Raw genomic sequence first — 22,549 nt, 5'->3', positions numbered from 1 at the left:
CTGGACCCCCGACTGACCAGCAGCGCCGGGCACTCGGTCGCCGGTCGCTCCGGCATCGAGGAGCACTCCCGGCAGCAGTTCGACCCCACCGTCAGCTGGGCCGACCTGGCCTGGCTGCGGGCGCGCACCTGCCTGCCGCTGGTGCTCAAGGGCGTCCTCACCGCCGAGGACGCCAGGCTCGCCGTCGAGCACGGTATGGACGCGCTGATCGTCTCCAATCACGGCGGCCGCCAACTCGACGGCGTCCCGCCCGCGTTGGCCGTCCTGCCGGAGGTCGTGGACGCCGTCCCCGCCGAGCACCCCGTGCTGGTGGACGGCGGCCTGCGGCACGGCTCCGACCTGGCCACGGCCCTCGCGCTCGGCGCTCGCGCCGCACTGGTCGGCCGCCCCGTGCTGTGGGGCCTGGCCCACGGCGGCGCGGACGGCGTCAGGGCGGTGCTCGACCTGCTCCGCGAGGAGCTGCTCGACACCATGGTGCTGGCCGGTCGACCCACGCTCGCCGCCCTCGACCGCGACGCGCTCGCGCCCTGGCCGCCGGCTGCCGCCGCGCCGCTCTGAACGCGCATCGTTCTCCTTATATATAGGGGCTCATGACAAGACACCGACAAGCAGGTGCTGTCGGCCCCCTCGCACCCCCGCACGCCAGCAGGAAAGGACCCCGTGGCGACCATCGCAGAACCCGAGCCCGCCAGACCTGAGCCCGCGAGGCCCGAGCCGGTTGCGGCCGGGCCCGTCGCAGTCGAGCCTGCGGCAGCCGAACCCGTCGCAGTCGCAGTTTCACGCGCAGGAGCCGACGTCGCCGGAGCCGGGCCCGCCGCAGCCGCAGCCGGCGGAGCCGCAGCTGTCGGCGAGCTGTTCGCGGACTGGGACTGGGAGGACCCCGCAGGGCTCGAAGCCCGCACCGACGCGTTCACCGAGAACCTCGCCCGGTGCGCCTCGATCGACACCGTCCGCCCCGAAGTGCCGCACACGCACGGAGACTTCCAGGAGCTCGGCGTCACCGGCATCGAGTTCGCCGCGTTCCGTACCCGGCATCCGCACGGCCTCGGCACCGACCTGGTCGGCCTGCACACCGACCACGAAGCCACCAGCCCCGGGCCGGTCTACCGGATCGACGGCGCCGGCCTGTTCACCCAGCTCGACATCGGCCGGCCGCTCCCGTTCGCCGACCACAGCGTGGACTGGGTGTACGCCGAGCACCTGATCGAACACGTCCCGCTCGGCACCGCCGTGCACTGGCTCGCCGAAGTCCGCCGCATCCTGCGCCCCGGCGGCGTGCTCCGCCTCACCACCCCCGACCTGGCGCGCTACATCGACGGATACCTCGACGGGAACGAGCAGTTCTTCCGCCGCCACCGCCGCCGCCTGTGCACCATGCGGGTCGGCCCGCCGATGCCGGAGCGCCGCGCGTTCATGCTGAACCAGATCTTCTACCATTTCGGACACCGGTGGATCTACGACGAGGCCGAGCTGCGGCACGTCCTCGACCGCGCCGGCTACCACGAATTCGCCATCGAACGACGGGAGTTCCAGATCGGCGTACGTCCCGACGTGGCCGACCTCGACACCGCCTTCCGGAAGGACGAGTCGATCTACCTGGAGGCCGTCGCCCCCGGAGGACCGCACTGATGCCACTCCACCCGCAGGCCCAGGCGTGGCGCGCCCGCCGCGCCGCGGCCGGCACCCCGCCGCTGTACACCCTCACCCTGGACCGGGCCCGCGCCGCCGACCTCGCCGACCTGCGCGCCGCCTCAGGCACCGGTGAACCCGTCGCGGCCGTCGACGAGTTCACCATCGACGGCCCCGGCGGCCCGCTCACCCTGCGGCACTACCACCCACAGGCCGCGACCGACCGCCCCGGCCCCGCGCTGCTGTACCTGTACGGCGGCGGCTGGGCGCTCGGCTCGCTGGACACCGGCGACCCGATCTGCCGCGCGCTCGCCAACGACACCCGCGCCGACGTCCTCGCCGTCGGCTACCGGCACGCCCCCGAGCACCGCTTCCCGGCCGCCGTCCACGACTGCTACGCCGCACTCGACTGGATCGCCCGGAACGCGCGACGGCTCGGCCTCGACCCGGCCCGGATCGCCGTCGGCGGCGACAGCGCCGGCGGCAACCTCGCGGCCGCTCTCACCCTGCTCGCCCGCGAACGCGGCGGACCCGCGATCGTGCACCAGCTGCTGATCTACCCGAACACCGATCACCGGGTTCCCGCAGCAGGCGATTCGTCAACGGGCGTTGACGGAGGGGGTTCGGTGCACGGAGGACGGCCGACACGCGGTGAGGACCCGGTGCACGGTCAGGATCCGATGCACGGTGAGGGCCCGATGCGCGGTGAGGATCCGGCGCGCGGTGAGGATCCGGCGCTGTTCAACCGTCGCTCGGTGGCCTGGTACTGGTCGCACTACCTCGCCGATCCGGCCGACGCCGCCCACCCCCTCGCCAGCCCGCTGCGCGCCCCCGACCACCAGGGCCTGCCGCCCGCCACCGTGATCACCGCCGAGTACGACCCGCTGCGCGAGGAGGGCGAGCAGTACGCCGCCGCGCTGCAGGCCGCGGGCGTCCCCGTCACGCTGCGCCGCTACCCGGGCATGCCGCACGGGTTCTTCGCCATGCCGGGCGTGCTGGACGACGGCCGGGTGGCCCAACTGTTCGCCGCGGACCGGCTGAGGACGGCCTACGCGGCGCACGCGGCACCCGCGGTGCACACGGTGCACACGGAGCGCACGGAGCGCACGGCGCCGGCGGAGGCCGCCCGGTGAGCGGGGTGCTGCGGCTGGGCGAGCTGCACAGTTCACTGTCGGACCCGCTGCTGGACGCGATGACGTTCCTCAACGAGGTCACCGGGCGCTACCCCGAGGCGATCTCGTTCGCGCCGGGCCGCCCGCACGAGGAGTTCTTCGACCCCGCGGACATCGCCGGCCACCTGGACAGGTACCTGCGGCACCTGCGCGAGGAGCGCGGGCTGACGGAGAACCAGGTCCGCCAGGAGGTGTTCCAGTACGGGCGGACCAAGGGCCTGATCGGGCCGCTGATCGCCCGGGCACTGGAGGCCGACGAGGGCATCACGGCCGACCCCGAGGCGCTGGTGGTCACGGTCGGCGCGCAGGAGGGCATGCTGCTGGTGCTGCGGGCCCTGTGCGCGGGTCCGGACGACGTGCTGCTGGTCTCCTCGCCGTGCTACGTCGGCGTGACCGGCGCCGCCCGGCTGATCGACCTGACGGTCCGCCCGGTGCCCGAGGCCGGCCCGGACGGCGGCCTCGACCCGGAGGCCCTGGCCGCGGCCGTCCACGAGCTGCGGGCCGCCGGGAAGTGCCCCCGGGCCTGCTACGTCGTCCCCGACTTCGCCAACCCGAGCGGCGCCAGCCTGGACGAGACCGCCCGCCGACGGCTGCTGGACGTCGCCGAGTCCACCGGCGTCCTGCTGATCGAGGACAACCCGTACGGCTTCTTCGGCCGCAACGGGCCCGTCCGGCCGACGCTCAAGGCGCTGGACGGCGACCGGCGCAACGTGGTCTACCTCGGATCGTTCGCCAAGACCTGCTTCCCCGGCGCCCGGGTCGGCTACGTGCTCGCCGACCAGCAGGTGGCCGCACCGGACGGGCGGCTCGGCCTGCTCGCCGACGAACTGGCCAAGCTCAAGAGCATGACCACCGTCAACACCTCGGCGCTCAGCCAGGCCGTGATCGGCGGCATGCTGCTGGCCGGCGGGCTGCGCCTGCGGGAGGCCAACGAGCCCGCCCGGCAGTTCTACGCGCACAACATGGACGTCCTGCTGACCGAACTGGAAACCGCTTTCCGTCCGCTCCCCGGCATCTCCTGGAACACCCCGGAGGGCGGCTTCTTCGCGGTCGTCACCGTCCCGTTCCGGGCCGACGCCCGGGCCCTGGACGCCTGCGCCCGCGAGTACGGCGTGCTGTGGACCCCGATGGACGGCTTCCACCCCGGCGGGGGCGGTGAGCACCAGCTGCGGCTGTCCTGCTCCTACCTGACGCCGGACCAGATCGTGGAGGGCGTGCGGCGGCTGGCCCGGTTCGTGACGGAGCGGACGGTGCGGCAGACCTGACGCGGCAGCACTGATCGGGGCCCGGCACACCTCGCCGGGCCCCGATCAGTGCTGCCTTCCAGGAGGTTTCAGCGGATCCGGCGGGCGAACAGGCGGGCCGCCCAGGCCACCGCGAGCACCGTCATCAGGCCGGTCAGCAGCAGTCCGCGCCAGACCTCGGGCGCGTCCAGGTGCCCGGCGAACAGGGCGCGCATGCCCTCGACGCCCCAGTAGCAGGGGTTCCAGGAGGCGGCGGTGCGAAGCCAGGCCGGGGCGAGGGCGATTGGCAGCAGGGTGCCGGAGAGCAGGGCCAGGGGTTGGGCGATGGTGTTGACGACGGGGCCGAGGGCGGCGTCGGTGGGCACCAGCAGGGCGAGGCCGTAGGAGACCGAGGAGGCCATCAGAGCCATCAGGGCGAGCAGCGCCATGGCGAGCAGCAGATCGGTGAAGCCGACGGTCAGCCCGAACGGGATGGCCAGGACGGCGATCAGCAGGGACTGGACGAGCAGCGCGGTGGTCTCCCGCAGGGCGCGGCCGAGCAGCAGGGCGACCCGGCTGACGGGCGTGACCCGGGAGCGTTCGATGATGCCGGCGTGCAGTTCGCCGAGCAGGGTGAAGCCGGTGAACAGGCCGCCCATCACGGCCAGTGCCGACAGCAGGCCGGGTACGTAGATCCGGTAGGCGTCGGCGGTGCTGTGCGCGCCGGAGGCGGCCAGGGCGGAGGTCAGCAGCGGGGCGAACAGCAGGAGGTAGCACAGGGGTTGGAGCAGTCCGACGGCCAGCCACGCGGGTGAGCGGGCCATCAGGAGCAGTTGGCGCTGGTAGACCAGCCAGGTGTCGCGGGCGAGCTTCACGGGGACCTCGGGGGCGTCGGGGCGGCGGCGGGGGCCGGCGCGGTGTCAGCTGTGGACCGGCGAGCGGCCGGTGAGGGCGAGGAACACGTCGTCCAGGCTGGGGCGTTGCAGCTGGACGTGGTCCGGCTCCAGGCCGGCGGCGGCCAGCGCGCGCAGCAGCTGCGGGATCGCGGTGTCCGCGGAGTCCACGTGCAGGCGCAACCCGTCCTCCTCGGGCAGCGCCTCCAGGCGTCGGACGCAGGGGAGTTCGGCGAGGACGTGCGCGGCCCGGGCGGTGGCCCCGGCGTCGGTGAGGCCGATGGTGACGGCGTCGCCGGAGATCTGCTGCTTGAGCTGCTCGGGGGTGCCCTCGGTGACGATGCCGCCGTGGTCGACGATGCCGATCCGGTCGCACAGGGCGTCGGCCTCGTCCAGGTAGTGGGTGGTGATCAGCACCGTCATGCCCTGATCGCGCAGGCGGCGGACCTCCGTCCAGACCTGGGCGCGGCTGCGCGGGTCGAGTCCGACGGTGGGCTCGTCCAGGAACAGCACTTTGGGGCGGTGGACCACGCCCAGTGCGAGGTCGAGGCGGCGGCGTTGGCCGCCGGAGTAGGTCCGGCACGGGCGGTCGCCGAACTCGGTGAGGTCGAAGGCGGCCAGGCCCTGTTCGGCGCGTCGCAGTGCCTCGGCCTTGCGGATGCCGTGCATCCGGGCCTGCAGGACGAGTTCCTCGCGGGCGGTGGCGTGGTCGGTGGTGCCGCCGCCCTGGGCGACGTAGCCGATCCGGCGGCGGACCTCGCCGGGGTCGGTGCGCAGGTCGGCGCCGGCCACGGTGGCCGCGCCGCCGTCGGGCGGCAGCAGGGTGGCGAGCATGCGCAGCGTGGTGGTCTTGCCGGCGCCGTTCGGGCCGAGGAGGCCGTAGATCCGGCCCTCCGCGACGTCGAGGTCGATGCCGCGCACCGCGTCGACGGTGGCGGCGCCGCGGCGGGGCCGGAAGGACTTGCGCAGCCCCTTGGTCACGATCAACCCGGACTCCTGTGCTGGTCGGTGGGTTCGGATGCGGTGGGTTCGGAAGCGGTGGGGAGGTGCTCCCGGGGAGGGGTGGCGGACGCCGGAGCAGACCCTAGGGCCCGGCCCCGCCCGCCGACAATGGTCTGGACCAGGTGGGCGGATCCGGCGCTCAGCGCGGTGCGCGGGCGAACCGCTCCAGCCGCTCGACGGCCGCCACCGTGCCGCCGCCCGCCAGGAGTTGACGTCCGAGCAGCTGGGCGGCGGTGCGGAACGAGGGGTCGTCGAGAACGGAGCGCAGCGCCGCGCGCAGCTCCCCGGAGGTGGCGGTGGCGAAGTCGACCCGGACGGCCGCGCCGAGCGCGGCCAGCCGACCGGCCGTCACCGGCTGGTCGTGGCGGATGGGCGCGACCACCAACGGCCGCCCGTGGACGAGGGATTCGACCGCGGTGTTCATCCCGCCGTGGCACAGTACGGCGTCCACCGCCCCGCGCTCAAGCAGTTCCAGCACCGGAACGCGGTCGCAGGCCACCGCGCCCGGCGGCAGAGCGGCGTCCGGCGGGCCCGCCACCACGGCCTGCACGTCCGGGAGTTCGGCGAGCGCGGCGGCCGCCCGGTGCAGGAAATCGCCCGCCACCTCGGCCGACAGCGTGCCCATGGTGACCAGCACCCGGCGGCGTCCCGGCGCCAACCGCTCCCAGGGGAACGGCGGTTCGGGCCGGTCCGCGAGCAGCGGCCCGACCAGGGCGTACTCGGCGGGCACCCGGTCGAGCCCGGCCAGCTCCCGGCAGGTCGGGGCGATCACCAGGCCGGGGGAGAAGCGCGGGTCGGTGAACTCGGCGGCGGGCAGGCCGGCCCGCTCCCACAGGCCGTGCAGCACCTCGTCCCGCCAGGACGCCAACTCGCTGTCGCCGAACGGCGGATCGCCGATCTCCAGCGAGGACGGCGCGAAGGACGCCCACCGCACGCCCGCACCGTGCGCGGCCAGCGCGCCCGCCGGACTGTGCTGGTCGACCAGCACCACGTCCGGCCGCCACTGCTCGACCGCCCGCCGCACCGCGCCCAGCGTGAACCTGGTGTGCGGCACCACGAAGCCGTCCCACAGCGAACGCACCGCCGCCGCCCCGCCCACCGCCTGCTTTCGGAACAGCCGGGCGCCGGTGGGACGCACCACGGCGTCCGGCCCGAGCACCGGCCGCAGCGCGGACTCCGGCCCCACCCAGGCGGCTCGGTGCCCGCGTGCGGCCCAGGCCAGGGCCAGTGCCCGGGCCGGCAGCAGGTGCCCGGCGAGCGGCGGCGCCACGATCAGCAGGCGCAACGCGCCCCCGGGGGAGGTGGGTGCGGGCATGGGGAATCCTCTCGGGAGGGGGTGGGCGGCGCATGCGACTGCGCGACGTGCGCCCGGAATCGCCGGGCCGGGCGAAGAGATCTGTGTGCGTCGTGTGCCAACGACGGAGAAGTGGTACAGACCACAAGGGGAAGTCGGGAAGGAAACGCCGGAGATCCCTTGTGCGGGCCGGTGAGGCGTGGGAATACTAGCCCGCGTGACCGCTCTGGAAGCAGTCGCCGTCCACCTTCCGCCCGTCGCCGAACCGATCGAACTGGTCGGGGAACGCCTCGGACTGACGGCTCGTCAGATCGGGCTCTTCCGCCGGTTCCACGGCCTCGACCAGGTCAGGGTGGACCGCGACGGAGACCTGACCGATCTGCTCACCGCCGCAGCGAAGGCCCTGGCCCAGCTGTCCGGCAACGAACACCGCGTGAAGTACGTGCTGCACGCGCGCAGCCTGCCGATCGCGGCCCCCTACCCGCACAACCCGCTGCACGACGCGCTCGGCCGTCTGGGGCTGACGCACGCCCGTGCCTTCACCATCACCCACCACGCGTGCGCCGGCTCGCTGTTGGCGCTCGACGTGGCCGGTCGGTTGTTGGCGGCAGACCCCGACCCCGAGGCGCTGGCGTTGATCCTGGCGGGCGAGAAGACCTTCACCCGGGACGCCCGCATCGTCCCGGACACCGCCCTCTTCGGCGAAGGGGCGGCGGCCGCTCTGGTACGGGCCGAAGGCGAACACGACCGCGTGCTGTCCTACGCGGTCGACCAGCGCGGCGAGTTCGACGGGCGACTCGCCGACGATCCGGAGCTGATGGCGCGCTACCAGCGCAGCTACCCGGACCTGATGATCGCGGTGATGGAAGCCGCGCTGAACGAAGCCGGCGAAAGCTGGGAGTCGATTCGGCTGCTGCTCCCGCACAACGTCAACCGGATCTCCTGGCAACGGATCTGCCGCCGGATCGGGTACCCGCCCGACCGGGTGGTGCTGGACAACGTCCCGGCAGCGGGGCACAGCTTCGCCGCCGACATCCTGCTCAACCACCACACCGCCACCGGCCGCGGCCTGCTCCGCCGCGGCGACCGCTACCTGGTCGCCGCGTCCGGACTCGGCGCGACCTTCGCCGCCATGGTGCTCCAGCACTGAGGCCCGCTCCGAACCAGGGGGCGCCACCGCCCCCTGGTCCGGCACGCCCGGGCGAAGGAGCCGCGCCACCGGCCGCCGCGTGAGCGCCGCACCCGGCCCGCACCCCCGGGCCCCGCCGACAGGGAATCGCCATGACCGACTCCGCCACCGACTCCTCCACCCTCGTGCAGGATCCGGCCGACGATGCCGTCGACCCCGAGCTGCGCAGCCGCGCACTCGACGGAATCCTGCTGCTGCTGCCCCGCGTCCTCAAGCGCGACCTGCCCGAAGTCACCGAGAACGCCTGCCTGTTCGACGAGGTCGGCCTCACCTCGGCCGCCACCCTGGAACTCATCCTGGAGCTGGAGGACCACCTCGACGTGCAGATCGACGTCGAAGGCATCGACCAGGACGACCTCCGGTCGGTCGGCACCCTGGCCGGCTTCGTCGCCGGACACGTCATCGCCGAGGACTGAGCGTGCGCGTCCGCGGACCGCTGCCCGCCACCACCCTGCCGCGCACCGCCTCCCCGCTGCGCCTGACCGCCGCCCGCGCCTTCGACCTGACCGGCGACTCCCCGCTCGCCGCCGACCCCGACCTGCGCACCTTCACCGCCGACCTGGCCCGCCCCTACGGCATGGCACTGGACGAGGACGCGCTGGCCGGAGCCCGCGGCCAGTCCTACGCCGCGCTCGCCGAACTCGCCGTGCGGCAGCTGGTGGACCCGGCCCGCCCGGTCGACCTGCTGGCGCTGGTGTACGCCACGCCCGACGTCCGCCCCGGGCAGTCGGTGGCGATCCAGCTCGCCGGCGTGTGCCCGGGCGAGCCGCTGTCCTTCGCCATCTGCGACGAGGGAGTCGGCGGCACCTTCAGCGCGCTCGGCATCGCCGACGCCTACGCCCGCACCGGCGGCGCGCGGCGGGCCCTGCTGATCGCCGTCGAACAGGCCGACCTGCACCACCGGCCGCACCGCCCGGCCCGGTTGCCCGACCGGCACTCCGCCTCCGCGCTGCTATGGGAGTCCGGCGGGGGAGGCCGGGCGCTCCAACTGCTAGACAGCCGTGTCGATGTGACTGCCGGTCAAATAGGGGAAGTGGTAGCGGAGTTCACGGCATGGCTGCCAGCGCGGGCGCTGCTGGTGCTCGGCCCCGGGTTGGTCGACGTCCCCGCGCCCGGCGGTGCGGAGACCCGGCGGGCCCGACCGGGCAACCCGTACACCGGGGGCTGGGCAGCCCTCGCCGACGCCCTCGCCGATCCCCGGCTCGCCGGACGTCCGCTCGCGCTCGCCGACCGGGAGCCGGAGACCGGCAGGCTCGACCTGGCCTGCTGGGCGCCCGAGGAGCCCGCCGGATGACCGAGATCTGGCTGATCGCCACCGACATCACCGAAGAACAGGCGGCCGCCCTCGGGGAGTTGCTCGACCCGGACGAACGCGCCCGGGCCGCCCGCACCCCCGACGGGCCGGGTCGGCGCCGCTACCTCGCCGCGCACGCCGCCGCCCGCCTGTTGACCGCCGCTGCCGCGGGCGTCCCTCCGGAGCTCGTCCGGTGGCGGCGCGGCCCGCACGGACGACCCGAACCCGTCGGCATGGAAGGCGAGTTGAGCGTCAACCTGAGCACCGCAGGCCGGTGGGCGCTGTTCGCCGTCCAGCAACGTGCCGACGGGGACGGCGAGATCGGCGTGGACCTGGAACCCGTCCCCATCGGCCACGCGGCCGCCCGACTTGCCCGGCGCTACTACCCGGCGTCCGAAACCGGCGGCGGGGCTGCGGAGTTCACCCGCCGGTGGACCCGCAAGGAGGCGTACACCAAGGCCCACGGCGGTCGCCTCGCCGACGGGCTGCGCACCCACGCCGGGCCGGTCGGCGGCCCCGGCCCGTACCGGATCGACGGGCCGCTCGGGCCCTGCACCGTCCACGACCTGCCCGCACCGCCCGGCCACCGGGCCGCCGCCGCCCGCACCGGCAGCCGACCGGTCCGGCCGCGGCTGCTCTCCTACCCGGCCGACCTCGCCGAGGAGTTCGGCGCCCATCGCGTCGGCGGCTTCGACCTCCACCATCTCCATCGTGTCGACGGCTCCGACGCCCACCACCTCCATCGCGTCGACGGACTCGACCCCCACCACCTCCATCGCGTCGACGGCTCCGGCGCCCATCGCACCCTCGCCACCCGTCGGCCCGACCTCGAAGGCAGACCATGACCCGCCACCCCGACGACGCCACCCCGCTGCCCACCGCCGCCGCCGGCGTCCAACTCCAGTCCGCCGCCTACGAGAAGCTGCTCGGCGCGCTGCGCGAGGCGATCGCCCGGCTCGCCGCCGACGAACCGTTCGAGCGGCTGGTCGTGCCACCCGTGATCTCCCGCGCCACCATCGAACAGGCCGGGTACGTCGCGTCCTTCCCGCAGCTGCTCGGCACCGTGCACAGCTACACCGGCAGCGCGGCCGACTGGCGTCGACTCGCCCCGCTGATCGCCGAATCCGGGCCCTGGCACGACCGGCAGACGGTGTCCGACCTGGTCCTGCTGCCCGCCGCCTGCTACCCCGTGTACGCCACCCTCACCGGCCAGGACCTCCGCCACCCCGCCCGGTTCAGCGTCGAAGCGCAGTGCTTCCGGCAGGAAGCCACCGCCGAACCCGGCCGGCTGCGCACCTTCCGGATGGCCGAACTCGTCACCGCCGGCACCCCCGCCCACTGCCTCGACTGGCGCGAACACTGGCTGCAGCGGGTCGCCGACTGGCTGGAGACGCTCGGCCTCAAGCCGTCGATCGACCTGGCCGACGACCCGTTCTTCGGCGGCGGCCGACGCCTCTACCAAGCGGCGCAGCGCGCCCAGGAGTTGAAGTTCGAACTGCGGGTCCCGGTGGCCGACGGACTGGTGCAGGCGATCGCCTCCGCCAACATCCACAAGGACCACTTCGGCGAGGCCTTCGCCTTCACCGCCGACGGCGCGCCCGGCCACACCGCCTGCACCGCCTTCGGCCTCGACCGGATCGCCCTGGCCCTGCTGCACACCCACGGCTCCCGCCCCGTCGACTGGCCCGAGGCCATCAGAACCGCCCTGAACGGAGACTGACGCACGTGTCCCAACAGCAAGACGTCGTGGTGCAGTTCGGAGTCGAAACCGCCGAGGCCGAGGGCCCGCTCACGCTCGGCCAGGACAACATGATCCGCTGCCTGCGCCACGACGAACCCTCGCACATGAACAAGCAGGCCACCTGGACCGTCCCCGCCACCGCCGACCTGGCGGGCTGCCTCTCCGCGCTGCGCACCCTCGCCGAACGGCACGCCGCGCTGCGGACCGTTTTCCCCGGCCCCGCCGACCGCCAGCCCGAGCGCCAACGCGTCAGATCGGCAGGCGAGTTCACCGTCCGGGTGATCGCACTCGGAGCGGACGAGGACCCGGCCGAGTGCGCCGAACGCTACTGCTGGGACGGCCGCCGCCAGGCCTTCGACCTGGCCGAGGACTTTCCGCTGCGGTTCGCCCTGCTCACCCGCCACGACCGCCCCGTGCTGCTCGCCGTGGTCATCTGCCACGCCCAACTCGACGGCGTCGCCACCGGGTTGCTGTACCAGGAGTGGCTGACCCTGGCGGCCGGCGGCACCCTGCCCCCGCCGGCCGCGCCCACCCCGATCGAGGTCGCCGAGCAGGAGCGGTCCAGCTCCGGGCAGCGCCGCACCCGCGCCGCGCTCCGGCACTGGGAACACATCCTCGCCGACCAGCCGTCCGCCGTGTTCGCCGACGACCGGATCGGCCCCAACGACACCCAGCTGCCCACGCTCGGCGTCCGCTCCACCGCGGGGGCCGCCGCCCTGGTCCGCGCCGCCCGGCGCACCGGAGCCTCCAACTCGGCCGTCCTGCTGGCGTGTTACGCAGCCCTGGCCGCGCACCGCGCCGCCCGCGGCACAGTGGTGATGGCCGCCCTGTCCGCGAACCGCCACCGCCCCGGCCTCGCCGAGCACATCGGCACCCTCGCCCAGGACGCCCTGCTCGCCGTCGACACCGACTGCCCCGACCTCGACACCCTGATCGGCCGCACCCAGGCCCAGGCGCTGTCCGGCTACTGGCACGCCACCTTCGACGCCGAACGCATCTGGCAGCTGATCGAGGACGTCGCCCACCGCCGCGGCGCCCGGTTCGCCCGCCACGTCGTCGTCAACGACCTCAGCGCCACCGTCCCCGACAGCGTCGCCGCCACCAGGCCCGACCCGCCCACCGACCCCGACCTCGCCTGGTACCCCGCCGAACCCACCCCCACCCGGCTGATGCTCAACATCTGGCGCACCGCCGGCTGCCTCGAATTCACCCTGCACACCCACCCCGACGTCCTCGACCGCGAAGAGACCGAACTCTTCGCGCACGCCCTGCTCCGCCTGCTCGACCTGGCCGGCCGGCGCACCGTCCGCCTCGGACCCGACGGCGAACTCGCCGCCCTCACCGGCCTCCCCGTCGGCCGCCGCGACAAGGCCCGCTGGCAGCAGATCGGCGCCAACTGGATCGACCTGGACGCCGTCGCCGACCTGCTGCGCGCCGCGCTCGACGCCAAGGACGTCGAAGTGCACTGGCAGGACGGCGAGTTGACGGCGAGGGTCGACACCGGCGGTCGGGCGCTTTCCCCCGCGCAGGCGCACGCCGCGGTGATGGCCGCGCTGCCCGGGCACGACACCGCGATGGCGCCGCACCGCTACGAGCTGACCGGCGGCAGCGGCAGCGGACGGGACTGACCGCGGCACCCGGGTGGAGCAGTCTCCCCGCCAACCGGGCGCGTCGCACCCGGACGGCGCGGCCCGCCCCGCGAGGATGGGACGCAACACCCGTCGCGACCCACCCCCAGCCGGAGCGCACCATGGAACTCTTTCCGCCCCTGCCCCTGGAGTCCTGGCGGGACACCAAGGAGACCCTGCACCGATTCGCCCAGGTCATCGGCAAGATCCGGCTGGCCGGCAGCCCCCGCCGCAACCACTGGTGGAACGTCCCCTACCACCTGACCGGACGCGGCATCACCACCCGGCCCACCGGCCCCACCCGCGGCGGCGACGCCTTCACCATCGACTTCGACTTCACCGACCACCGGCTGTACCTCCGCACCCTCGGCGGCCGCGAGGACTCCTTCCCGCTGATCGGCCGCTCCGTCGGCGACTTCTACCGCGACACCCTGCGGGCCCTCATCCACCTCGACATCGACATCGTCCCCGAACACCCCTACCCGTACGACCTGCCCGACAGCCACCGCCCGTTCGCCGACGACGACGAACACCGCAGCTACGACCCGGCCGCCGTCACCACCTACTGGCACATCCTCAGCCAGGTCGCCCTGCTGCTGGAGGAGTACGCCAGCGGCTACTCCGGCAAGACCAGCCCCGTGCACCACTTCTGGCACACCTTCGACCTCGCCGTCACCCGCTTCTCCGACCGCGAGATCGACCAGCCCGCCGCCGACCCCGTCACCCGGGAGGCCTACTCCCGCGAAGTCATCAGCTCCGGCTTCTGGTTCGGCGACGACAACGTCCCCGAGCCCGCCTTCTACTGCTACACCGCCCCCGAACCCACCGACCTCGCCACCCGCCCCCTGCACCCGGCCGCCGCCTCCTGGACCGTGAACCGGGGCAGCCACCTCGCTCTCCTGAAGTACGCGGACGTCCGGACCGCCGACGACCCGTGGGCGACCGCGCTCGACTTCCTGAACTCGGCCTACCGCGCGGGCGCCGAACTGGCCGGTTGGGGGCGCCGCCGCGAATGCCCGGGCGGCGTCACCGACAGCGTGCTGCGGACCGCCCCGCCCGCGTAGGTCAGTAGAAGTGCCGTAGCTGCGGCCAGAGTTGCGACCACGGCCGGACCGGTCCGTCGCACAGCAGGACCGGGGCGTGCTGCTCCTCGTTGGCCAGGCCGCGGCCGTTGTCGACCCGGGCGACCTCGCGGCAGCCGGAGAAGGCCCGCTCGACCTGCGGGTACGGTGCGGGGTGGATCAGCAGCACCGGTCCGGTCGAGGAGTTCGGCGGCGGACCCCAGTCGGCGAACGACATGTGGCCCGAATACGGCGCGGGCAGGCCGTAGTCGCCGCCGAACCGGGCCAGCGCGCCCGCCTCGCCGTAGTCGGCGGCGAACACCACGGCGTGGCCGCGCTGCTCGGCCGGGACCAACGTCCAACCGGCACCCGCCGCCGCGGCCAGCTCCGGCCAGCCGACCTGCTCCGCCGACTCCTTGTACACCCAGGCCACGAGCGGGAGTTGACGCGCGGGCAGCACCGGCAGCGTGATCACCGCGTTCACCGCCACCGCCAGCACCAGCACCCCGACCAGCCGCGCCCGGCTGCGGGTCGCCGGCCACATCCGGTCCACCACCGGCTGGCACCCGGCCACCATGACCAGCAGCAGCGGCGGCAACGCGTAGTACGGCTTTCCGCCGAGCAGCAGCACCAGCGTGCACAGCCCCAGGTAGCCGTACGCCAACGGCCGCGCCCAGCGCAGCTCCGGCTCCTGCCGCAGCCGGCGCAGGCCGCCGAGCCACACCGGCACCAGGACCGGTGACAGGTACAGCAGTTGCATCGGCACGAAGGTCAGCCGGTCGGCCAGGCCGTCCTGGCCGCTGATGCCCGACGCCACCGTCAGCTGCGGCCAACCGTGCCGGGCCTGCCAGTACAGGTTCGGCGCGGCCACCAGCACCGCCAACAGCGCCCCCACCGGCAGCCAACGCCCGTGCAGCACCTGTCGGTTGCCCGTGAACCAGACGGCCGGCAGCAGCGCCGCCGCCAGCAGCAGCACCAGATCCTTGTTCAGCAGTGCGACACCCACCGCCGCGCCGACCGCCACCCACCAACGGCGGTCACCGGTGCGCAGCAGCCGCAGCACCAGCACCCCGATACCCGTCCACGCGAACAGGTCGAAGCTCGCCGTGGACAGCATGTGACCCAGCGCCAGCACCATCGCCGACACTGCCGCACCCGCCGCCGCCAACACCTGACCGCCCCGCCGCGCCCCCAACTCCCGTGCAGCCAGAGCGGTCAGGACGATCGTCGCGGCGCCCAGCAGCACCGCGACCGCCCGCAGCCCCGCCGGGCTCTCGCCGAACAGCGCCGTCGACCACCGGGCCAACAGCGGTGTCAGCGGCGGCTGATCGACATAGCCCCAGGCCAAGTGGCGTCCGGCGGCCAGGAAGTAGAGCTCGTCACGGTGGAAGCCGTACTGCCCGAGCAGCACCGCCTGGAGCGCCGCGACACCCGCTGCGACGGCCAGCACCGGCGGCCATGCGAACCGCGACAGTGCGACGGGCGTCGAGTCGCCAGTGGATCCATCCCCCCGAATGTCCATGCCGGGAGTGTGCCAGACCCGGTGCGCCGTGCAACCGGACGGTCCGGCAAAGCTTCGACGAGATGTGGCAACCGGGGGACGGCGAGCGATTGTTCGGCAGCAGACGCACGGTTAGGCTCGGGCGCTGTGAACGGCACCCCGCACCCCAGTGACCTGCCCCTCTCGCCCACCGAGGCCCCGAACCGGCCCGGCGTCGCCGAGCCGGCCGCGGACCTGGCCGCGCTCGCCGGACTGGCCACCGAGACCCGGCGGCCCGAGCACGCGGGCATCGACCTGCTGCCCACCCTGGAGATCGCCCGGCTGATGAACGCCGAGGACCGCACCGTCCCGGACGCCGTCGCCGCCGAGTTGCCCGCGATCGCCGCCGCCGTCGACGCGATCGCCGAACGGATGGGCCGCGGCGGCCGGTTGATCCACGCCGGCGCCGGAACCGCCGGCCGACTCGGCGTCCTCGACGCCGCCGAGTGCCCGCCCACCTTCAACACCGCGCCCGGCCAGATCGTCGCACTGATCGCCGGCGGCCCCGCCGCCTTCACCGCCGCCGTCGAGAACGCCGAGGACGACCGCTCCGCCGCCGGCGCCGACCTCGACGCCCTCCACCTCACCGCCGACGACACCGTGGTCGGCATCTCCGCGTCCGGCCGCACCCCCTACGCGGTCGCCGCCGTCGAGCACGCCCGCGCCCTGGGCGCCCTCACCATCGGCCTGTCCGGCAACCGCGGCTCCGCGCTCGCCGCCGCCGCCGAGCACGGCATCGAGATCGTCACCGGCCCCGAACTGCTCACCGGCTCCACCCGGTTGAAGGCCGGCACCGCCCAGAAACTGGTGCTCAACATGATTTCGACGATCACCATGATCCGACTCGGCAAGACCTACGGAAACCTGATGGTCGACCTCCGCGCGACCAACGAGAAGCTCCGCGACCGCAGCCGCCGCATCGTCGCCCTCGCCACCGACGCCGAACCCGCCGACGTCGCCACCGCACTCGACGCCACCGGCGGCAAGGTCAAGGACGCCATCCTGCTGCTGCTCGCCGACGTGGACGCCGCCACCGCCGCGGCCCTGCTCGACCGGCACGACGGACGGCTGCGCGAGGCCGTCCGGGCCGCGCTGACGGGCTGAACCCGGGGGGATCCTGCCCGGGCGCGGACTCAGAGCTGCTGTTCCGCCCAGATGGTCTTGCCGCGCGGTGTGTGCCGGGTGCCCCAGTTCCGGCAGAGCTGCGCCACCAGCAGCAGACCGCGGCCGCCCTCGTCGAAGGTGCGCGCCCGGCGCAGATGCGGGGCCGTGCTGCTGCCGTCCGACACCTCGCAGATCAGCGTGCCGCGGTCCCGGATCAACCGCAGACCGATCGGCGGCTGTCCGTAACGGACCGCGTTGGTGACCAGCTCACTGACCACCAACTCGGTGACGAACGCCGCCTCTTCGAGCCCCCACTCGGCGAGCGCCGCCGCGGCCAGCTTGCGGGCCTGGGCCACCTCCGCCGGGTCGCGCCGCAACTCCCAGTCGGCCACGTCCTGTTCGTGCAGCGCCCGGGTGCGGGCCAGCAGCAGCGCCACGTCGTCGCTGGGCGCGTCCGGGCCCAGCGACGCGGACAGCACCCGGTCGCACAGCTCCTCCAAGGAGTTCGCGGGCTCGGCGAGCGCCGAAGCCAGTCCGTCCAGGCCGAGTGTCGGGTCGCCGCGCAACTCCGAGGCCCGCAGCAGGCCGTCCGTGTACAGCGCCAGCACGCTGCCCTCCGGGATCGCGAACTCCTCCGCCTCGAACGGCAGTCCGCCAAGGCCCAGCGGCGGGCCCGCCGGCAGCTCGGGGAACGTCACCGCGCCGTCCGGGCCGACCAGCGCCGGACCCGGGTGGCCCGCCCGGGCCATCGTGCAGGTCCGCGTCACCGGGTCGTACACCGCGTACAGGCAGGTCGCGCCCACGCTGCCGCCCGCCCAGGTGATGGTGCTGTCCGGCAGCTCGTCCAGATCCACCCGCAGCACCAAGTCGTCCAGGTGGGTGAGGAGTTCGTCCGGCGGAATGTCGATGTCGGCCAGCGTCCGCACCGCCATCCGCAGCCGTCCCATCGCCGCCGCCGCGGGCACCCCGTGCCCCACCACGTCACCCACCACCAGCGCCACCCGGGCGCCCGACAGCGCGATCACGTCGAACCAGTCGCCGCCCACCCCGTCCCGACCGCTCACCGGCAGGTAGCGGAACGCCACCTCCACCGCCGCCTGCCGGGGCGTCCGGGCCGGCAGCAGCGAACGCTGCAGGGCCAACGCGGTGTCCCGCTGCTGGGTGTACTGGCGGGCATTGTCCACGGACAGCGCCGCCCGCGCCGTCAACTCCGTGGCCAGCACCAGATCGTCGTCGTCGAACGGCTCCGGCGAACGGTGCCGCAGGAAGATCGCCACGCCCAGCGTCACCCCGCGTGCCGTCAACGGCACCAGCAGCAACGAATGGATCCCGAACTCCGCTGTCGACTCGTGCCGCCGCGGCTCCTGTTCGATCCAACTGCGCACGATCGGATCCCGCATGTCCGTCCGCACCGGTCGCCCCGAGGACAGCACCTGCGCCATCGGCGACTCCGGGAGGATCACGTCACGCGCCCCCACCGCCACCGCCGACTCCGGACAGCCCGGCAGCACCGACTGCTGCGCCACCCGGGAGAACACCAGGCCCGCGTTGGACGGCGGACTGCCGCCGAACACCGGCTCCAACAGGTCCACGCCGACGAAATCCGCGAAGTCCTCCGTCCCGACGTCCGCCAACTCCTGTGCGGTGCGCTGCACTTCGAGGGTCGATCCGATCCGCAGGCCGGCCGCGCCGAGCATCGCCAGTCGGCTCCTGGCCAGATCCTCCGGGCGGGTCCGCTCGGGCACCTCGACGATCGGCGGCGGATCGGCTCCCAGCGGCTGCAACGGCTGCGCGGACACCACCCAGGTCGGCTCGCTGCCCGCCGTCCGCACCGGGACGATCGCCAACTCCACCGCCACCGGATCACGCTCCGAGCGGACCAGCCGGACCATCCCGGTGAACGGCTCACGCCGAACCACCGCGCGCAGCACGGCGATCGGCGGGTCGCCGGCCAGCAGGGCGAACACGGAACGGCCCAGCACCCGGTCCGCCGGGAACCCCGACATGCGCTCGGCCGCCGCAGACCATCCCGTGATCGAGCCGGCGCCGTCCACCGTCGCTGTGGCCGCACGGCCCGGTACCCGTGTCGCCATGTCCGCACATTCCCCTTCGGAGCAGCAACCCCCAGGCCATGCCTTCAGCATCGCTCCGCGACGCAGAGGCCTCAAACCGCCACGCCGCACCGGCACCGGTATCGATCAGGTGTTCGATCGATGGTGTGGCAGCGACCCGCAGGGCGCGGCCCCGGGTGGGATGGTGATCGGACAGTGTGACTGGAGGATCGGCGTCGATGTGTGGACCCGGTACGCTGCCGCGCATGAACGGCGGTGGCGGGAGCGAACGCGAGGCCGAGGTGCTGGCCGCGCTCGCCGAGCTGGACCGGATCGAGCGTGCACGGATCCATCGGATCGGGATGCTGGACACCCGGCGCATGCTCCGGGCCATCGCGGAACGGGCCCGGGCCGAGCACGGGTTCGAGCTCGGCCTCGGCGGGCTGGTGGAAGGCCGCGATCTGGTGCTGCGCGCCTGGTCGGGCACGCTCCACAGCACCCTGCACGACCTGCGGATCCCGCTCGGCCTCGGCCTCGGCGGCCGAGTGGCGGCCGTCGGCAGCTCCGTCGCGGTCCGCGACTACTATCGCTCCAGCCGCATCACCCATGATTTCGACCAGCAGGTCGGCAGCGAGGCCGTCACCGGTATGGTCGGCCTCCCGATCGGCACCGGCCCCGCCCGCGGCGTCCTCTACGGCGCCATCCGCGGCAGCGGACAGATCGGCGACAGCGCCATCGACGGCCTGACTCGACTCGCCTACCTCGCCACCCTTGCCGTGGACGTCGCCGGCGGCGCCGCCACCCTCGCCGACACCGCCGTCACCGGCGAACGCCGCCGGATCGCCGCCGAACTCCACGACGGTGTCGGCGCCATGCTGTTCGGCCTCGGCAGCTCCGTCCGCGACCTGCGCGCCGACACCGCCCACCACCCCGAAATCGCCGACCGCCTGCGCCGCCTCGAACGCGAACTCGGCGACGCCGCCGCGACCTTGCGCGCCGCCGTCGCCCGCCTGCACCGCGACCGGCCCACCGCCGACGACGGCGAGTGCGGCGGTGACCGCCTCGCCGCCGACCTCGCCGAGACGCTCCACAGCTTCGAACAACGCACCGGGACTCCCGCCGCCTTCATCCCCATCGGACCCGTCCCGCGCCTGGACCCCGAACGCGCCGCCCTGCTGCGCCGCACCGTCGCCGAGGGTCTGCTCAACGTCGAGAAACACGCCCGGGCCGGCTCGGTCGCCGTCACCCTCACTCACGACCGGCACCGCCTCGGCCTCGCCGTCATTGACGACGGGCCGGGCCCCGAACCCAACGGGAAACCGCTTTCCGCGTACGACGGGAAGTCGACTTCCGCGTGCGAGGGGAAATCGCTTTCCGCGTACGGCGGGAAATCGCTTTCCGTCCGCGCAGGGAACCCGCTCCCGGGGACTGGGGGGAATCCGCTTTCCGCAGACGCGGCCGCCGACCACCAGGTCGACACCTCGGCCACCGGTGCCGGCCTGCCCGGCCTGCGCGCCCGGTACGAACGCCTGGGCGGCAGCCTCCACCTGCACAGCGACGAGGACGGCACCACCCTGCGGGGCGAACTTCCGCTCCCCGGAGCCCCGTTCCCGCTGTCGTCCACCCGTCCGCAGCACCACCCGGCCTGACCGGCCTGACCGGCCCGTCCGCGCCCGCCCCGTCAGAGCAACTGCTCCTGCTGCGCCCGGCGGATTGCCTCGACCCGGTTGCGCGCCCCGAGCTTCTGCATCGCCGTCTGCAGATACGTCTTGACGGTGTTCCGGGTCAGCCCGAGCTCCTCCGCGATCTCCGGGTTGGTGCGTCCGGTCGCCGCCGAGCGGATCACCTCGTACTCGCGCCGGCTGAGCGACAACCCGAACAGCCGCGCCTGCAACTGGGCCGGGGCCGAACCGTTCAACCGCGGGTCGAGCACCCGCCCGCCCGCCGCGGCCAGCCGCAGCTGGGCGACCAGGTCTGTGTCCGTGACGTCCTTCAGCAGGCAGCCGTGCGCACCCGCCGCGAGCGCCGCGGACAGCGCGTCCCGGTCCTCGAACGCGGTGAACAGCACCACCCGGGCGTCCGGCGCGGCCGCCCGCAGCAGCGGCACCGTCCGGGAACCCGGTAGGTCCGGCAGGCGCAGATCCAGCAGCACGACGTCCGGGCGCAGCGACGCGGCCAACGCCACGCCCTCGCGTGCCGTCCGGGCCGAGCCGACCACGGACACGTCCTCGGCCCGCCGAATCAGCGCGGACACGCCGTCGCAGACCACTGGATGGTCGTCGACCACCAGGACCCGTACGGTACGACCAGTGGAGCCATCCGCCATCCGAGCGAACTCTCCTCTCCAGGTGGGGGGACCGCAGACCCGGGGCCGGCGGAAATATTGGGTGCGACGGTAACTGAACACAGAGGGGTCAGGCCATGGGCTCAGCCGAGAACGTCCACAACAACGAGCAGCCGCAGTCCCGGCCGGGCGACGGCGCCGCCTCCGGCGCGGACTCCGGGACCGGGACGCGGCTCGACCGTGCCACGTCGACGGCCAACTTCCACGCCGCCCGCGAGGTGCTGTGGCAGCACGCCACCGACTACGACACCGCGTACCGCACCTTCCAATGGCCGGAGTTGGGCGAGTTCAACTGGGCCCTGGACCACTTCGACCCGATGGCCCGCGGCAACGACAAGCCCGCGTTGTGGGTCGTCGAGGCCGACGGCAGCGAGCGCGTGCACACCTTCGACCAGCTCGCCCGCCGCTCCGACCAGGTCGCCAACCACCTGCGCGAACTCGGACTCGGGCGCGGCGACCGAGTCCTGGTGATGCTCGGCAACGTCAGCGAGCTGTGGGAGGTGATGCTCGGCGCGATCAAGCTCGGCGTGGTGCTGATCCCCGCCACCCTGCTGCTGTCCGCCGAGGACCTCGCCGACCGCCTGGAGCGCGGCGAGGTGAGCGCGGTGATCGCCGCCGCCGAGGTCGCCGACCGCTTCGCAGGACTCCCCGGCGCCCCGCTGCGGATCGCCGTCGGCGGCACCGGCGAGACCCCCGAGGGCTGGCACGACTACGCCCGGGTCGACGCCGCAGCCGAGGAGTTCACCCCCGAGGGAATCACCCTCGCCGACGACCCGCTGCTGCTGTACTTCACCTCCGGCACCACCTCCAAGCCGAAGCTGGTCGAGCACACCCACGCCTCGTACCCGGTCGGCCACCTGTCGACCATGTACTGGATCGGACTGCGCCCCGGCGACGTCCACCTCAACATCTCCTCGCCGGGCTGGGCCAAGCACGCCTGGAGCAACCTGTTCGCGCCGTGGAACGCCGAGGCCACCGTCCTGGTCTTCAACTACGGCCGGTTCGACGCCCAACAGTTGCTGGACGTGATCGCCCGCTGCCGGGTCACCACGCTGTGCGCCCCGCCCACCGTCTGGCGGATGCTGATCCAGGCCGACCTGGGCGCGCACCGCACCGAACTGCGCGAACTCGTCGGCGCCGGCGAACCGTTGAACCCCGAGGTGATCGAACAGGTCCGCGCCGCCTGGGGATTGACCCTCCGCGACGGCTTCGGCCAGACCGAGACCACCTGCCAGATCGGCAACACCCCCGGCCAGCCCGTCAAGCCCGGCTCGATGGGACGGCCGCTCCCCGGGTACCGCGTCGCCCTCCTCGACCCCGACGGAAAGCCCGCCGAGGAAGGCGAGTTGAGCCTCGACCTGGCCCACCGCCCGCTCGGCCTGAT

20 protein-coding genes are annotated in these 22,549 nt (G+C 73.8%); 14 read left to right on the top strand and 6 right to left on the bottom strand.

Translation table 11 applies throughout. The features are described 5' to 3' along the window. The 4 genes from IEZ12_RS38300 to IEZ12_RS12665 form a co-directional block, all read left to right on the top strand. Positions 1-558, top strand: a 558-nt coding sequence (locus tag IEZ12_RS38300) for an alpha-hydroxy acid oxidase (RefSeq protein WP_229847475.1), incomplete at its 5' end; no start/stop codon positions are given. A 102-nt stretch (positions 559-660) separates the two neighbouring features. Continuing rightward, entirely contained in the window at positions 661-1,629 is a 969-nt protein-coding gene (locus IEZ12_RS12675) for a class I SAM-dependent methyltransferase (protein ID WP_229847474.1), read from the top strand. After that, positions 1,629-2,762 (top strand): alpha/beta hydrolase, encoded by a 1,134-nt coding sequence (locus IEZ12_RS12670; RefSeq protein ID WP_189272138.1) that lies wholly within the window; start codon positions 1,629-1,631, stop codon positions 2,760-2,762. The genes IEZ12_RS12675 and IEZ12_RS12670 overlap by 1 nt, the downstream gene beginning before the upstream one ends. Beyond that, a complete protein-coding gene (locus tag IEZ12_RS12665; protein WP_229847473.1) occupies positions 2,759-4,066 on the top strand; it encodes an aminotransferase-like domain-containing protein in 1,308 nt (435 codons plus the stop codon). Before IEZ12_RS12670 ends, IEZ12_RS12665 begins: the two co-directional genes overlap by 4 nt. A gap of 68 nt (positions 4,067-4,134) precedes the next feature. Here IEZ12_RS12665 and IEZ12_RS12660 read toward each other — a convergent pair whose 3' ends face one another. The 3 genes from IEZ12_RS12660 to IEZ12_RS12650 form a co-directional block, all read right to left on the bottom strand. Further along, complete coding sequence (locus tag IEZ12_RS12660) at positions 4,135-4,899, bottom strand: ABC transporter permease (RefSeq protein ID WP_043911405.1); 765 nt, start codon at positions 4,897-4,899, stop codon at positions 4,135-4,137. A gap of 45 nt (positions 4,900-4,944) precedes the next feature. Continuing rightward, on the bottom strand, positions 4,945-5,898 hold the full coding sequence (locus IEZ12_RS12655; protein ID WP_229847512.1) for an ATP-binding cassette domain-containing protein: 954 nt from the start codon (positions 5,896-5,898) through the stop codon (positions 4,945-4,947). 160 nt (positions 5,899-6,058) lie between these two features. Further along, complete coding sequence (locus tag IEZ12_RS12650) at positions 6,059-7,234, bottom strand: glycosyltransferase (protein ID WP_189272136.1); 1,176 nt, start codon at positions 7,232-7,234, stop codon at positions 6,059-6,061. Positions 7,235-7,430: 196 nt separating this feature from the next. Between IEZ12_RS12650 and IEZ12_RS12645 the strand changes: the two genes are divergently transcribed. The 7 genes from IEZ12_RS12645 to IEZ12_RS12615 all read left to right on the top strand — a co-directional run bounded on the left by IEZ12_RS12645 (position 7,431) and on the right by IEZ12_RS12615 (position 14,129). Then, positions 7,431-8,363 carry a 3-oxoacyl-[acyl-carrier-protein] synthase III C-terminal domain-containing protein gene (locus IEZ12_RS12645; protein WP_189272135.1) on the top strand — a complete coding sequence of 311 codons (933 nt, stop codon included), beginning with the start codon at positions 7,431-7,433 and terminating at the stop codon, positions 8,361-8,363. Between the two features lie 131 nt (positions 8,364-8,494). Further along, on the top strand, positions 8,495-8,818 hold the full coding sequence (locus IEZ12_RS12640; protein WP_189272134.1) for an acyl carrier protein: 324 nt from the start codon (positions 8,495-8,497) through the stop codon (positions 8,816-8,818). 2 nt (positions 8,819-8,820) lie between these two features. Further along, positions 8,821-9,696 (top strand): 2-hydroxy-acid oxidase, encoded by an 876-nt coding sequence (locus IEZ12_RS12635; RefSeq protein WP_189272133.1) that lies wholly within the window; start codon positions 8,821-8,823, stop codon positions 9,694-9,696. Beyond that, entirely contained in the window at positions 9,693-10,541 is an 849-nt protein-coding gene (locus IEZ12_RS12630) for a 4'-phosphopantetheinyl transferase family protein (RefSeq protein ID WP_189272132.1), read from the top strand. The genes IEZ12_RS12635 and IEZ12_RS12630 overlap by 4 nt, the downstream gene beginning before the upstream one ends. Then, on the top strand, positions 10,538-11,416 hold the full coding sequence (locus tag IEZ12_RS12625) for a class-II aminoacyl-tRNA synthetase family protein (RefSeq protein ID WP_189272131.1): 879 nt from the start codon (positions 10,538-10,540) through the stop codon (positions 11,414-11,416). The genes IEZ12_RS12630 and IEZ12_RS12625 overlap by 4 nt, the downstream gene beginning before the upstream one ends. A gap of 5 nt (positions 11,417-11,421) precedes the next feature. After that, positions 11,422-13,065 carry a condensation domain-containing protein gene (locus IEZ12_RS12620; protein ID WP_229847472.1) on the top strand — a complete coding sequence of 548 codons (1,644 nt, stop codon included), beginning with the start codon at positions 11,422-11,424 and terminating at the stop codon, positions 13,063-13,065. A gap of 122 nt (positions 13,066-13,187) precedes the next feature. Further along, on the top strand, positions 13,188-14,129 hold the full coding sequence (locus IEZ12_RS12615; RefSeq protein WP_189272130.1) for a DUF5996 family protein: 942 nt from the start codon (positions 13,188-13,190) through the stop codon (positions 14,127-14,129). A gap of 1 nt (position 14,130) precedes the next feature. Here the strand turns inward: IEZ12_RS12615 and IEZ12_RS12610 are convergent, their stop codons facing one another. Next, complete coding sequence (locus tag IEZ12_RS12610) at positions 14,131-15,648, bottom strand: ArnT family glycosyltransferase (protein ID WP_189272129.1); 1,518 nt, start codon at positions 15,646-15,648, stop codon at positions 14,131-14,133. Between the two features lie 213 nt (positions 15,649-15,861). Here IEZ12_RS12610 and murQ point away from each other — a divergent pair, with 213 nt between their 5' ends. Continuing rightward, complete coding sequence (murQ, locus tag IEZ12_RS12605; protein ID WP_229847511.1) at positions 15,862-16,770, top strand: N-acetylmuramic acid 6-phosphate etherase; 909 nt, start codon at positions 15,862-15,864, stop codon at positions 16,768-16,770. Between the two features lie 29 nt (positions 16,771-16,799). Here the strand turns inward: murQ and IEZ12_RS12600 are convergent, their stop codons facing one another. Continuing rightward, a complete protein-coding gene (locus IEZ12_RS12600) occupies positions 16,800-18,863 on the bottom strand; it encodes a SpoIIE family protein phosphatase (protein ID WP_189272128.1) in 2,064 nt (687 codons plus the stop codon). Positions 18,864-19,087: 224 nt separating this feature from the next. Between IEZ12_RS12600 and IEZ12_RS12595 the strand changes: the two genes are divergently transcribed. Next, positions 19,088-20,470 (top strand): GAF domain-containing sensor histidine kinase, encoded by a 1,383-nt coding sequence (locus IEZ12_RS12595; protein ID WP_189272127.1) that lies wholly within the window; start codon positions 19,088-19,090, stop codon positions 20,468-20,470. A 32-nt stretch (positions 20,471-20,502) separates the two neighbouring features. On the opposite strand, the gene IEZ12_RS12590 is transcribed toward IEZ12_RS12595, so the two are convergent. Beyond that, on the bottom strand, positions 20,503-21,147 hold the full coding sequence (locus IEZ12_RS12590) for a response regulator (RefSeq protein WP_100584758.1): 645 nt from the start codon (positions 21,145-21,147) through the stop codon (positions 20,503-20,505). Between the two features lie 95 nt (positions 21,148-21,242). Here IEZ12_RS12590 and IEZ12_RS12585 point away from each other — a divergent pair. Continuing rightward, positions 21,243-22,549 (top strand): AMP-binding protein (locus IEZ12_RS12585; RefSeq protein ID WP_229847470.1); only part of this gene is annotated, 1,307 nt, incomplete at its 3' end.

Source organism: Kitasatospora griseola (assembly GCF_014648555.1).
Classification (GTDB): Bacteria; Actinomycetota; Actinomycetes; order Streptomycetales; family Streptomycetaceae; genus Kitasatospora; species Kitasatospora griseola.
Note: the sequence above shows the minus strand (reverse complement) of the source record. Positions and strands in the feature narration are given on the sequence as shown.

Bases quoted from the DNA above. Each gene is read 5' to 3' on its own strand.
- IEZ12_RS12640 (WP_189272134.1), top strand. From the start codon at position 8,495: ATGACCGACTCCGCCACCGACTCCTCCACCCTCGTGCAGGATCCGGCC.
- IEZ12_RS12600 (WP_189272128.1), bottom strand. From the start codon at position 18,863: ATGGCGACACGGGTACCGGGCCGTGCGGCCACAGCGACGGTGGACGGC.
- IEZ12_RS12595 (WP_189272127.1), top strand. From the start codon at position 19,088: ATGAACGGCGGTGGCGGGAGCGAACGCGAGGCCGAGGTGCTGGCCGCG.
- IEZ12_RS12590 (WP_100584758.1), bottom strand. From the start codon at position 21,147: ATGGCGGATGGCTCCACTGGTCGTACCGTACGGGTCCTGGTGGTCGAC.
- IEZ12_RS12650 (WP_189272136.1), bottom strand. From the start codon at position 7,234: ATGCCCGCACCCACCTCCCCCGGGGGCGCGTTGCGCCTGCTGATCGTG.
- IEZ12_RS12610 (WP_189272129.1), bottom strand. From the start codon at position 15,648: ATGGACATTCGGGGGGATGGATCCACTGGCGACTCGACGCCCGTCGCA.
- IEZ12_RS12670 (WP_189272138.1), top strand. From the start codon at position 1,629: ATGCCACTCCACCCGCAGGCCCAGGCGTGGCGCGCCCGCCGCGCCGCG.
- IEZ12_RS12630 (WP_189272132.1), top strand. From the start codon at position 9,693: ATGACCGAGATCTGGCTGATCGCCACCGACATCACCGAAGAACAGGCG.
- IEZ12_RS12625 (WP_189272131.1), top strand. From the start codon at position 10,538: ATGACCCGCCACCCCGACGACGCCACCCCGCTGCCCACCGCCGCCGCC.
- IEZ12_RS12615 (WP_189272130.1), top strand. From the start codon at position 13,188: ATGGAACTCTTTCCGCCCCTGCCCCTGGAGTCCTGGCGGGACACCAAG.